Source organism: Halobacillus sp. HZG1 (genome assembly GCF_035818575.1).
In the GTDB taxonomy this organism is placed as follows: domain Bacteria; phylum Bacillota; class Bacilli; order Bacillales; family Halobacillaceae; genus Halobacillus; species Halobacillus litoralis.
This window is the reverse complement of sequence record NZ_JAYLVQ010000038.1, coordinates 15,972-28,339: the sequence shown is the minus strand read 5'-3', so window position 1 is coordinate 28,339 and position 12,368 is coordinate 15,972. Positions and strand designations below refer to the sequence as shown.

Below are 12,368 nucleotides of genomic sequence, written 5' to 3'. Positions count from 1 at the left end.
TTAGAAATGAAAAAAGTATTAGTTGTATGTGGAAACGGTTTAGGAAGCAGCATGATTGTGGAGATGAATATTAAAGCAGCATTGAATGATATGGGGAAAGAAGCAGAAGTTTCTCACACGGATTTAACAACAGCCAAGACAGAACAAGCGGATGTCTATCTAGGATCTGAAGATATCGTAGAGAGCCTGGAAGACGGACAGAAAAATGTCGTGAAATTAAGGAACCTTATGGATAAAAACGAACTTCGTGCAGCGTTGGAAGAACAGAATCTATAAAGTTCAGTCACCCTATTAAACTACAAAGGAGCGTCTCCCATGATTGATTTAATAATGAAAGACATCTTAGGTACACCTGCGATCCTTGTTGGTTTATTTGCTCTGATCGGACTCCTGGTACAGCGCAAAAATACAGGGGATGTTGTTTCTGGAACGCTTAAAACGGTAATGGGCTTTGTCATCCTCGGGGCTGGTGCGAATGTTCTCGTACAGTCCCTGGGCCAATTCAGCAGTATGTTCAATGAAGCCTTTGCTGTAGATGGAGTTATCCCAAATAATGAGGCCATTGTTGCCCTTGCTCAGGAAAGCTTTGGGACAGAAACAGCGATGATCATGTTATTCGGAATGGTCGTCAATATTATTCTTGCAAGAATCAGCCCTTTTAAGTATATCTTTCTAACCGGCCACCATACGATGTTCATGGCCTGCCTGATTTCTGTCATTTTATCCACGGGTGGTTTCTCAGGCATCTCCCTGATTATCCTGGGTTCTATTATCCTTGGAGGATTAATGGTCCTTTTCCCTGCCATGCTTCAGCCTTTCACAAGAAAAGTCACCGGTTCCGATGATTTCGCCATCGGCCACTTCGGCTCCATCGGTTACCTGGTCGCTTCTTTCGTAGGGAAACGCGTTGGTAAAGGGTCAAAATCAACAGAAGAAATTAAGGTACCAAAATCACTCGGTTTTCTGAGAGACACCTCCGTTTCCGTGTCGCTAACAATGATCATTCTGTTCTTCGTTGTTGCAGGTGCAGCTGGACCTGCGTTTGTTGAAGGTGAATTGAGTGCCGGCCAGAACTTTTTAGTCTTCGCATTCATGCAGGGACTTACGTTCGCAGCTGGGGTTTATATTATTTTAGCCGGGGTTCGCATGCTCCTTGGTGAAATCGTTCCTGCTTTCAAAGGGATTGCGGATAAAGTTGTCCCTAATGCTAAACCCGCTCTTGATGCTCCAGCCATCTTTCCTTTCGCAGGGAACGCCGTCATTATCGGATTTTTATCCAGCTTCATTGCCGGACTTGTAAGCATGTTATTCTTACCTTTACTCGGTTTGAAAGTCATCGTTCCAGGATTGGTCCCCCACTTCTTCACTGGGGCCGCTGCCGGAGTCTTCGGTAATGCTACCGGTGGTCGAAGAGGAGCAGTAATCGGTTCGATGGCCAATGGTGTCATGATCAGCTTCCTACCGGCTCTATTGCTACCGGTACTAGGATCTTTAGGCTTCCAAGGAACAACCTTTGGAGATGCTGACTTTAGTGTAGTTGGAGTCGTCTTAGGGAACATCATCAATCTTATTGATTCCAATATTGCTATTTTTGCAGTCATCATTCTTCTCCTGGCCATTCCTTTCTTATGGGGCCTCAGGTCAAAAACAAGCGAGAAAAACTCTAATACAAATGTGGCTTAAACACAACGAAACACTCCCTGCCGAAGCAGGGAGTGTTTTTTTCATCCACACCTTATTCCTACCCATAAACTATGATAGAGTTTGGCCGGAGGGTTTAAAAATGAAAGACTACTTTATATATCTTGGGTGTACGGTGTTTCTCAGTTCAATCATCAGCTGGAGTCTATTCCATTTAGTAGGGGCCGGGGCTTTTGTCATACCTGTCATCGCTCTTTTAATCTTTATCTCTTATCAATTGAATCGATTGGAAGGTAAATGGGAGCAAGAGTAATTAATCATCCGCCTATTAAAAGCAGAAACATCCTAAGGTCAGAACATTTATTGATAAACACTTAATCGGAGACCACAAAAAAAGGAGACACCATGAGGTGCCTCCTTTTTCTTCATTATTTAATAGGCAGGAATAGACGGTAACTCGTTTCAGCACCTGTATAGGGTTTGTATTCTTCAAAACCGAATCCTTCCACCTCCTGATAACCTTCATCCTTTATCCACTTATGCAAATAAGCGTACGGATTGAAGTCATGAACGGAAGGGTCATATTCAAGCATGGCATACGTATGAGCAGGGATGGTCTTTGTAATCATGTTTGGCGGAATTTTCTCGAAGCTATCGACCTCTACAGCAGCAATCCAATAAAAAGCATCAGTCATCTCATTCCAATTTGGCGGATCAACGAACATTCCGATGGAACGTGGTGCGTTGACTCTGTTTCTAACTTTCGGCAGATTGGTCGTATGGAACTGCTCCATCAACCTCGGAATTTTAATTTCCCGTTCATCCATCATAGTTTGACAAGAGACGCCGACGACCTTGATATTGGACCTGCGAACAACCTGGGGTTCCACAGCGGTTGTCAATTGCTTACTCATTGCATGGCCACTCCTTTTGGTTTTGAATATTCTCCCTAACTACTTCCACATCGATCCTAGATTTCCTTGTGAAATTTGTGTGTTCGATGAAATTCGTAGCCTTTCGACCTTCTTTTTGCATGATTTTATTTATGAGGTCCTTTTCCTATATCCTATTGTTGGTTCGGGCTGAATTATGCTCATAAATTCACTTCCAACCGACGACCGCTTGTAATATGGCTTTTTGGACATGCATACGATTTTCAGCCTGCTGAAAGACCGCCGATTGATTCCCGTCAATGACACCTGCTGTAACTTCTTCCCCTCGATGGGCAGGAAGGCAATGCAAAAAGGAGACATCCGATTTAGCTTTGCTTATTAATGCTTCATTTACTTGGTAGTCTTTGAAATCAAGCAAGCGTTTTTCACTCTCCTCTTCCTGCCCCATACTTGTCCACACATCTGTGTAAATGACGTCCGCTTGCTCCACGGCCTTTACTGGATTCTCTTCCAGTACAACCGATCCGCCATACCGCTTCGCCAGCGCTTGTGATTTCTCGGTAATCAGAGGGTCGGGTTGATAGCCGTCCGGTGCAGATACGACCATATCCATCCCCATCATCGCGGCTAATATCATCAGCGAATGAGCGACATTGTTTCCGTCACCGATATAGACGACCTTCACCCCACACAAGCGCCCCTTCAACTCTAAAATGGTGAAGATATCCGCCAAAGCCTGACACGGGTGGTAAATATCACATAATCCATTGATCACAGGCACAGAGGCGTATTCAGCAAGCTCCTTCAACTTCCCATGCGATGTGGTTCTGAACATGATTGCATCAACGTATCCGGAAAGTACCTGAGCCGTATCAGCAATGGTTTCACCGCGGCCGATCTGGATATCTCTCGTGTTTAAATATAGGGCATGGCCGCCCATTTGGACCATACCAACCTCAAAAGAAACGCGGGTTCTTGTAGAAGATTTTTCAAAAATCATCGCCAGGTTTTTGCCTTTTAATGATTGAGAATAAGGATTTTCTTTTAAATGTTGCGCCTGCGCTAATAATTGAGAAACCTCGGCCTGATTATAATCAAGCCAAGTCAAGACGTCCTTTCCATGCATTGAACCATCTGTTGCGTACATTTGTTCCATCAAATTCATTACGATTGCACTCCTTCACGTTTATTACCCGGCAGAGGGGCAGGGTTGAAATCTTCACAGGATAACGATGCCATATAGGCGTTGAACGTTGCTTTCTCACTGAATACAGTCAATCCATTCTTAACCGCCTGTATTCTGCGTTCACTCGCTTGAGGACTGGAGTCCTCATTGACATAAATGGAAGCTTCCTCTACTTTGAGCCACTCCTTAAAATCCTTAGCTGAAAAAGTAGAATCCCCTTCGACAAAACAAGAATTACTCACCTCATGCGCATTCGGTAAATGGGAGAAAACTTTACGCAGGGCTTCCTCTGTTGTTCTTCCAAGGCACATTCCCTCCCCCGTCGATTTCATATTCGGGCCAAGCTTATGATCAACTTCCGTCAACGCATAGGAAGAAAATACAGGATACTTCACGGCCGTTTGGTCAAACTCAGGTTTTGGAATGGACAGTAAATCGACTTCATCTGAGGCCAATATACGAACGGCTAAATCCACAAGGGGAATGTCTGCCACTTTACTCACAATCGGCACTGTACGACTAGCTCTTGGGTTCACTTCCAGCACATACACGTTTTCTCCGCTCAGTAAAAACTGGATATTCATGATCCCTTTATAGCTAAAGTGACGTACGATTCTCCGACCATAAAATTCAATGGTCTCTTTGACTTCACTTCCAAGATTCGAAGGAAAAAGCGCCATACTGTCCCCGGAATGAACGCCTCCCGGTTCTATATGTTCAATAATGTCAGGAAGGTAGAGATTTTCTCCATCCGCCACAAGGTCCACCTCTACCTCCTTCCCTTCCATAAAAGTATCCAGAACAATCGGGTAGTGATGATCATCTGCTTCCTGAAGCGACTGCTTCAACTCGTTCATATTTTTGACAATAACCATACCTTGGCCGCCAATGACATACGACGGACGACAAAGAATGGGAAATGAATAATGTTCCGCCGCTTTTAGTGCTTCATTTTTGGTATGGCAAGTGGTCCCTGACACATAAGGAATGTCCAAATCATTTAAAGCCGCATAGAATTTATCTCTGTCCTCCAGCGCATCCAGAACATCCGTACCGACTCCTGCAAGCGGCACCCCTTCTGCCTCTAGCTCAGCAGCTAAATTGATGGCTGTCTGCCCGCCAAATGATGTGAATACAAGGTCAATGTCTTCGTGATCAACGATGGATGTTATGATTTCTTTTTGAATCGGTTCGAAGTAGAGACGGTCCGCTGTTTCATAGTCCGTACTCACCGTTTCCGGATTGTTGTTCACCATGATCGTCGTCCACCCTTGTTTTTGGAGACTTTGGATGGCTTTCACCGCACTATAATCAAATTCAACACCCTGTCCGATTCGTATCGGGCCGGATCCGAGGATCAACGCTTTCTTCTTCCCTGGCAGGGGAGAAATTTCATTCACACCTGCAAATGTGCTGTACACATAGTTCGTGGCCGCTTCGAATTCCGCTGCACATGTATCGACGAGCTTGAATTGACGAAGAATCCCAAGATCCTCTCTTCTGTTTTGTATTTCTTTTTCAGATACACCAACAAGATGAGCAATCTCCTGATCTGAAAATCCACAGACTTTGACTTTTCTCAAAAGCACTTCATCCAAAGGCTCTGTTTGCAAACACTTCTCTAACTCCACAAGGTTTTTCAGCACCTGTAAAAAGAAACGGTCAATCTTTGTATTACCGTGAATCACTTCAAGACTTTCTCCTTCTCTTAAAAGGTGGAGAATAGCGAAATAACGCAAGTCTGTTGGTTTCTCCAGGTGATCCCATGGATTCTGAATGTCAGGAATTTTTGTATCCAGGGAATGCACAGCTTTTTGAAAAGCCCCTTCCAACGTTCGATCGATAGCCATGACTTCCCCTGTTGCCCGCATCTTCGTCCCAAGCTTTCGATCGGCTTCTGAAAACTTATCGAACGGCCAGCGCGGGAATTTAACAACGACATAATCAAGCGCCGGTTCGAAGCTTGCGTACGTATATCCAGTAAGGGGATTTTCAAGCTGATCGAGCGTATAGCCGAGAGCCACCTTGGTCGCCATTTTTGCAATCGGATACCCCGTGGCTTTCGAAGCCAGGGCTGATGAACGACTGACGCGCGGATTAATCTCAATCACATAGTATTGGCGGCTATCTGTATCAAGCGCGAATTGAACATTACACCCTCCGATGACATCGAGTTCAGATACAATTTTGAACGCTGCTGTCCGAAGCATTTGGTAATCGTTATCCGACAGTGTCTGGGAAGGGGCCACGACAATCGAGTCTCCGGTATGCACCCCTACAGGATCGAAATTTTCCATATTACAAACAGAAATGCATGTTCCGTTGTGATCCCGCATGATTTCATACTCAATTTCCTTGAAACCTGCGATACTCTTTTCTACGATGACCTGGTGGATCGGACTCGCTTTCAGTCCTGTCGCAATCAGTTCTTCCAGTTCCTCTGGTCTGTGAACGATTCCACCCCCGCGTCCTCCAAGCGTATAAGCAGGTCGACTGATGATCGGATACCCGACTTTTTCAGCAAAAGCTTCTGCCTGCTCGATCGTGGTAATCACTTCACTTTCAGGGACTGGTTGGGATAATTCATGCATCAACCCGCGGAACAATTCTCTGTCCTCCCCTTTTTGAATGGAATGCACACTGGTCCCCAATAACTCCAGGCCATACTCCTGCAAGACGCCTTCTCTTTCCAGTTCAACAGCTAGATTAAGAGCAGTCTGTCCCCCGAGCCCGGCAAGGAGTGCATCCGGGTTTTCCAAATCTATGATTTTTGTTAAGCTTTCTACCGTCAATGGCTCACAATACACGACATCCGCGACGTCATGGTCGGTCATGATGGTTGCCGGATTGTTATTGACGAGTACCACCTCACACCCTTCTTCTTTCAGCGCGAGACAACCTTGCGTCCCTGAGTAATCAAATTCTGCTGCCTGCCCAATCATGATCGGACCTGATCCGATGACTAATACTTTACGAGACATGTGTCTTCACTCCTTTGTTCTTCACCAGTGTAAGAAAATGATCAAACAACCATTCCGCATCTTTCGGCCCGGGATGGGCTTCAGGATGGAATTGAGCGGACATGATCAGTTTCGAGTCATGCATCAAACCTTCAATGGAACCGTCATTCACGTTGTAAAACCTTGTTACGAGCGGCGTTCCATTCAAGCTGTCTTCTTTGACCACATAGTTATGATTTTGCGAGGACAGAAATACTTTCCCTGATACCACGTCTTTGACTGGATGGTTGGCACCGCGATGACCAAATGTCAACTTCGTCGTATCTCCTCCAAAAGCAAGAGCAATGACCTGATGTCCCATACAGATTCCAAAAGACGGGAACTTTTCTAAAGCCTTTTTCAAAAGGGGTAAAACGTCCACGGTATCCTTCGGGTCCCCCGGACCATTCGATAGGACGATAGCATCCGGTTGAAGCGTATCCAGCATTTCAATTTTTGAAAAAGGAAGAACTGAAACCTGAACCCCTCTTTCCAGAAGGGCGTTCAAAATCGATTTCTTCCAACCGAAGTCGATGAGCGCCACATGAACGTCCCCTCCTCCAAACGTATGAATTTCATGCCCACTCACCTGTTGAATCTGATGGGTCTCCGTCGGTTTGAATCGATAATTGGGCTCGAGAGAAAGGGCGGCTTGCTGGGTTCCTTCTACGCGAATAGCCTTGGTCACTTCTCTTGTATCTGCATCTGTCATGTATGGAATATTTTGTTCGTCCAGATAAGTTCCTAATGACTTCTTTGTCTGAAAATGTGATGGAGTTTCCGCACATTGGTACATGACCACACCACTTACTTGAATCTCTTGGCTTTCTCCATCCTCCTCGTTAATCCCGTAATTTCCTATCAATGGATAAGTAAATACAACAATCTGCCCTTTATAAGAAGGATCGGTCAGCACTTCCTGGTATCCTGTCATGCCGGTAAAAAAAACGATCTCCCCCTGGACGCTTTGGTCAAAGGAAGGTGATGCCTTCCCTTCAAATGTTGTTCCGTCTTGTAAACATAAGTATCCTTTCATTCCATCACCCCATAAAATGAATATTTATTATATATTACGTATTTTTATACATTAAACTTTTGAGAAAGACGGTGCTGTACACAACTGTGAACGTCACCGCCTATACATTTTTTATGCTTTTTGCAAACTGTTTTCATGCTGTTGGATGGCTTCGGTAATTAAAGCGACCGCCTGGTCCATCTCCTCATATTCCACGGTTAATGGAGGGAGAAGCCTCAAAACATTCGGACCAGCTACCACAGCCAGAAGTCCTTTTTCCCTTAATGAGTGAACGATTTGAATTGCTTCACCGGATATGGAAATCCCCAACATCAAACCTTTTCCACGTACTTCTTTCACACTTTTAAAGCGGGCCAATGAATCTTCAAGCTTATCTTTGAATGCGGTCCCTTTCTCCGTAACAGAAGCGAGGAAATCAGGAACAAAGATTTTTTCAAGGGTCGCTTTCACTGCCACTGAAGCTAACGGATTCCCACCGAACGTAGAACCGTGAGATCCAGCTGTGAAGGAATCTTTTAATTCAGCCTTCCCTATCATAGCCCCGACAGGAAATCCGCTGCCCAATCCTTTGGCAGCTGTCACGATATCAGGATCCAGTCCATGGTGTTGATAGGCGAAAGCTTTTCCTGTACGCCCGATTCCGGTTTGAACTTCATCGATAATCAAAAGGGCACCTAATTCCCGGCATTTATCTTCCACCGTCTTCAGGAATTCTCTGGTTCCCGGTACGACTCCACCTTCTCCCTGAATGACTTCGACCATAATCGCAGCCACATGACCGTCATGAACTTCCTCTATACTTTTCACATCGTTATAAGGGAAGTATTCAAACGTCGGAAGCAGGGAACCGAATCCATCATGAATCTTTTCCTGACCTGTTGCACTCATCGTAGCAAAGGTCCGTCCATGGAAAGACTGCTTGAATGTAATGATTTTCTCTCTTCCTGTATGTTTACGGGCAAGTTTGATTGCCGCTTCATTCGCTTCTGCCCCGCTGTTACAGAAAAAAGCATACGGTAGTCCAGAGGCTTCACACAACAATTCCGCTGCCTCTTCCTGGACAGGAATTTGGTACAGGTTGGATACATGCCATACTTGATTCAACTGTTCTTCCAGCGCTTTCTGAACTTCTGGAGGGCGATGACCGAGATTACATACAGCAATCCCTGATACAAAGTCCAAATAATCTTTCCCTTGATCGTCGGTCACTGTCGTTCCCTTTCCAGATACAATCGTTAAAGGAAAGCGGTTATACGTAGGAAATAAGCTCACTATACCGTCTCCTTTCTTTTAGCTCTAATGGAGGTACCACTCAATGCATCACCTTCCATCAAGGCTTGGTCTCCACTTACAATCCGCACTTCTTCTAAATGGTCGGATAAAGCTTCCGTTGCAGAATGAACTTTCGGGATCATTCCACCATAGATAATTCCCTGATCGATCATCCCATCGATTTCTTCGGGTGTTGTGTATGCCAGGACTTTACCTTCAACAAGTATGCCCGGGACATCCGTAACATAAAGAAGCTTTTCAGCACCGACAGCTGTAGCAATAGCCCCCGCAGCCACATCAGCATTAATATTTACCGTTTGATGATCATCGGTCCTTCCAAAAGGCGCAACCACCGGAAGGTACCCTTCTTCAAGAAGTTTATGGAGCAGCAACGGATTCACATCTCTTACCTCTCCTACAAGACCGAGATTTTCTTTATCCAGGTAATCGGCTTGCAGCAACGCGGCTTCAGACCCTTTCACTCCGACAGCCGAGACTCCCTTCTCCATAAGATGACCTGTAATCCTGCCATTCACAGAACCCCCAAGAACCATTTCTACAACCTCGAGCGTCTCTGGAGTCGTCTTTCGTAATCCATCATAAAATTCACCTTCAATATTCAGCTGCCCCAGTAACTTTGTAATGGCAGGGCCTCCACCGTGCACAATAATGATTTGATAGTGTTCCTGCAGTTTTTGAAAGCTGCCGTAAAAGTCTTCAGTGAGTCGGTCAAGCATACTTCCACCGAGTTTTATGACAATAAGAGGTTTAGGTTCTGTAACTTGCATTGATTTTGACGTAGTCATAAGTCAAGTCACACCCCCACGCCGTGCCTTCCCCATCTCCTTCATAAAGGTGGATGGTCATTTTTACTTTTTCATTGTCCAGGTCTTCGGTTGCTTGCTCTTCAGAAAATGGACACGGTGTGCCGTTACTGAATACAAGTTGATCTTCAATATAGATATCACACTGGTTCGGATCTACTTCTGCATCACTATGGCCGATGGCGCCAACAATCCTTCCCCAGTTGGCATCCAACCCGTAGACAGCTGTCTTCACCAGGCTCGAACCGACCACTTTCTTTCCGATGACTCGTGCTTCTTCATTCGTGCGGGCGCCAGTGACCTCCACTTCAATCAGCTTGGTAGCCCCTTCCCCATCTTTAGCGATTTGTTTGGCAAGATCTTCACAAACAAGTTGAAGAGCGGTTTGAAAAGCTTCCCAATCCGGGTGATCCTCTGTCAGTGGTTCGTGATCTATTTCTCCATTCGCAAGCGTCAGAACCATATCATTCGTTGAAGTCTCTCCATCAACGGTAATCTGATTGAAGGAATTTTCAATAGATGGGCTTAATGCACGTTTCAAATCATCAGGTTCGATGGTGGCATCCGTCGTGATAAAACCAAGCATGGTCGCCATATTCGGGTGAATCATCCCCGACCCTTTTGCTGCTCCACCGATGGTGACAACTTTCCCTTCCACCTGTACCTGGTAACACGCATGCTTTTGACAAGTATCTGTCGTCAGGATCGCTTGCTGAAAATCTTTATACCCTGCTTCTGTGGGTTCTACATTTTCGCAGCCGTGGGCGATTTTTTCCATCGGAAGCTGTTGTCCTATGACGCCCGTAGAGGCTACGGCTACGTATTCATCCGGCATCCCGAACCTTTTTGCAATCATACGGCGCATCTCGTATGCATTAGCCAATCCTTCTTCTCCTGTGCATGCATTAGCGACTGCACTATTGATTACGACACTTTGAATTTTCCCCTGTTCCGCAATGCTTTCCTGCGTCACCTTTAGAGGAGGGGCCTGGAAATGGCTTTGAGTGTACACAGCCGCTGCAGAAGCCGGTCGGTCACTCATGAGAAGAGCGAAGTCCTTTTTTCGGTATCTTAATCCGCTATGAATTCCACCTGCCTTGTATCCTTTTGGCGTAAGAATGGAACCATCCGCTACTTTTTCGATTGTTTGTGTGTTCTTCGCTTGTATCAAACCATCTCTCCCTCTCTTCTTTAAGGATAAACAGGGAGTGGTGCAAGCCCTGTTCTCTCTTCATATTGGAATACTAGATTCATATTTTGGACCGCCTGACTGGCCGCCCCCTTCATTAAATTATCAATGACACTTACAATGGTGACCCGCTTAGTCCGGGCATCGATGGTAAGGCCGATGTCACAGTAATTAGAGCCGTACACATCTTTCGTGCAGGGAAACCCACCCGATTCCCTGATCCTGACGAAAGGCTGCGCCTCATAGTAGCTCTTAAACTTCTGCCGCAAATCTTCTTCACTCATCTCTTCTTTTAGCTGAAGATAAATGGTAGCCATGATTCCTCTCGTCATCGGAACAAGATGAGTGGAAAAGGTGACAGCCTCCATTTGATCGTCCCAAATGGACAATTGCTGTTCAATTTCCGGAATGTGCTGATGCTGATTCACTTTATAGATTTGAAAATTTTCCTGGGCATGAGCAAAATGGGTGATGGGATTTGGGTTTTTCCCTGCTCCTGAGACTCCTGACTTGGCGTCGATGACGATGGAGTCCGGCTTGGCCAATCCCTCTTTGATTACTGGTCCCAAACCAAGTAATGTGGCGGTTGGATAGCACCCAGGATTGGCTATAAGATCTGCTTTTTGTATTCGCTCTAGATTCCACTCGGGAAGACCATAGACGGCTTTCTCCAACGTTTCCTCAGGAGCTGCTTCTTTTTTATACCACCGCTCATAAGATGCGGGCTCATTAATCCTTAAATCTCCAGAAAGGTCTATAACTTTGGCATGCCCGCCCTGCAGTTGAGGTGTCAATTTACTTGAAACCCCAGACGGCGTCGCTAGGAAAACGACGTCCAAGTCCTCCCTCATCTTCTCTGGCACTAAATCTTGTAACACATAGGATTCTGATCCTTGAAACTGAGGGTAAATGTCGTCAAATTTCTCCCCAGCCTGGGAAGATGAATATAAGGTTATCGTTTCTACCTGTGGATGATTTGTTAATAAGCGGAGCAATTCAATCCCGCCGTACCCGGTCGCGCCTACGATCCCTGCTTTCACTCTGAATCCACCTCTATGTATAATTATTATTTCTTCTGTATATTTACAATATTATTAACCCTTAGCGACCATATGTCAATAGATTACCATCACAATTTGTTAGTTTTACAGATTCTTAATGGTAACACTGAATAATCTCAATAATTCCTACTGAGAACGGATTGATTATCTTCTAAAAGGCCGATCGTTTATACACATGTGGATAAGTGGTGATCCCTTCTCATAAGTTCTTCTCTTATTCACATATGCACAATTTTATACACATTATCAACAGTATCCCTTCCTCTA

11 protein-coding genes are annotated in these 12,368 nt (G+C 45.2%); 3 read left to right on the top strand and 8 right to left on the bottom strand.

Translation table 11 applies throughout. The annotated features are described in order from the left end of the window. Positions 1–6: 6 nt before the first annotated feature. The 3 genes from VKA52_RS05650 (at position 7) to VKA52_RS05640 (ending at position 1,954) form a co-directional block, all read left to right on the top strand. Entirely contained in the window at positions 7–276 is a 270-nt protein-coding gene (locus tag VKA52_RS05650) for a PTS sugar transporter subunit IIB (protein ID WP_160910706.1), read from the top strand. A 39-nt stretch (positions 277–315) separates the two neighbouring features. Further along, positions 316–1,683 carry a PTS ascorbate transporter subunit IIC gene (locus tag VKA52_RS05645; protein WP_326314505.1) on the top strand — a complete coding sequence of 456 codons (1,368 nt, stop codon included), beginning with the start codon at positions 316–318 and terminating at the stop codon, positions 1,681–1,683. A gap of 100 nt (positions 1,684–1,783) precedes the next feature. Further along, positions 1,784–1,954, top strand: coding sequence for a hypothetical protein (locus VKA52_RS05640; RefSeq protein WP_326314504.1), 171 nt, complete (start codon positions 1,784–1,786; stop codon positions 1,952–1,954). Between the two features lie 115 nt (positions 1,955–2,069). Here the strand turns inward: VKA52_RS05640 and VKA52_RS05635 are convergent, their stop codons facing one another. The 8 genes from VKA52_RS05635 to argC all read right to left on the bottom strand — a co-directional run bounded on the left by VKA52_RS05635 (position 2,070) and on the right by argC (position 12,080). Then, positions 2,070–2,555 carry a GyrI-like domain-containing protein gene (locus VKA52_RS05635; protein ID WP_160910703.1) on the bottom strand — a complete coding sequence of 162 codons (486 nt, stop codon included), beginning with the start codon at positions 2,553–2,555 and terminating at the stop codon, positions 2,070–2,072. A gap of 187 nt (positions 2,556–2,742) precedes the next feature. Further along, positions 2,743–3,699, bottom strand: a complete 957-nt coding sequence (argF, locus tag VKA52_RS05630) for an ornithine carbamoyltransferase (protein ID WP_326314503.1) — start codon at positions 3,697–3,699, stop codon at positions 2,743–2,745. Continuing rightward, the gene (locus VKA52_RS05625; protein WP_326314502.1) at positions 3,699–6,701 is read right to left on the bottom strand and encodes a carbamoyl phosphate synthase large subunit; all 3,003 of its coding nucleotides are present in this window, start codon (positions 6,699–6,701) and stop codon (positions 3,699–3,701) included. The genes argF and VKA52_RS05625 overlap by 1 nt, the downstream gene beginning before the upstream one ends. Continuing rightward, positions 6,691–7,755 carry a carbamoyl phosphate synthase small subunit gene (locus VKA52_RS05620; protein WP_326314501.1) on the bottom strand — a complete coding sequence of 355 codons (1,065 nt, stop codon included), beginning with the start codon at positions 7,753–7,755 and terminating at the stop codon, positions 6,691–6,693. Before VKA52_RS05620 ends, VKA52_RS05625 begins: the two co-directional genes overlap by 11 nt. Before the next feature lie 111 nt (positions 7,756–7,866). After that, the gene (locus VKA52_RS05615) at positions 7,867–9,030 is read right to left on the bottom strand and encodes an acetylornithine transaminase (RefSeq protein ID WP_326314550.1); all 1,164 of its coding nucleotides are present in this window, start codon (positions 9,028–9,030) and stop codon (positions 7,867–7,869) included. Further along, a complete protein-coding gene (gene argB, locus VKA52_RS05610) occupies positions 9,027–9,833 on the bottom strand; it encodes an acetylglutamate kinase (protein ID WP_326314500.1) in 807 nt (268 codons plus the stop codon). Before argB ends, VKA52_RS05615 begins: the two co-directional genes overlap by 4 nt. Next, positions 9,796–11,022 carry a bifunctional ornithine acetyltransferase/N-acetylglutamate synthase gene (argJ, locus tag VKA52_RS05605; protein WP_326314498.1) on the bottom strand — a complete coding sequence of 409 codons (1,227 nt, stop codon included), beginning with the start codon at positions 11,020–11,022 and terminating at the stop codon, positions 9,796–9,798. The genes argB and argJ overlap by 38 nt, the downstream gene beginning before the upstream one ends. A 20-nt stretch (positions 11,023–11,042) precedes the next feature. Further along, positions 11,043–12,080 (bottom strand): N-acetyl-gamma-glutamyl-phosphate reductase, encoded by a 1,038-nt coding sequence (argC, locus tag VKA52_RS05600; RefSeq protein ID WP_326314497.1) that lies wholly within the window; start codon positions 12,078–12,080, stop codon positions 11,043–11,045. Positions 12,081–12,368 lie beyond the last annotated feature (288 nt).

Coding starts and splice junctions, on each gene's coding strand:
- VKA52_RS05650 (WP_160910706.1), top strand. CDS start 7: ATGAAAAAAGTATTAGTTGTATGTGGAAACGGTTTAGGAAGCAGCATG.
- VKA52_RS05645 (WP_326314505.1), top strand. CDS start 316: ATGATTGATTTAATAATGAAAGACATCTTAGGTACACCTGCGATCCTT.
- VKA52_RS05640 (WP_326314504.1), top strand. CDS start 1,784: ATGAAAGACTACTTTATATATCTTGGGTGTACGGTGTTTCTCAGTTCA.
- VKA52_RS05635 (WP_160910703.1), bottom strand. CDS start 2,555: ATGAGTAAGCAATTGACAACCGCTGTGGAACCCCAGGTTGTTCGCAGG.
- argF (WP_326314503.1), bottom strand. CDS start 3,699: ATGAATTTGATGGAACAAATGTACGCAACAGATGGTTCAATGCATGGA.
- VKA52_RS05625 (WP_326314502.1), bottom strand. CDS start 6,701: ATGTCTCGTAAAGTATTAGTCATCGGATCAGGTCCGATCATGATTGGG.
- VKA52_RS05620 (WP_326314501.1), bottom strand. CDS start 7,755: ATGAAAGGATACTTATGTTTACAAGACGGAACAACATTTGAAGGGAAG.
- argB (WP_326314500.1), bottom strand. CDS start 9,833: ATGACTACGTCAAAATCAATGCAAGTTACAGAACCTAAACCTCTTATT.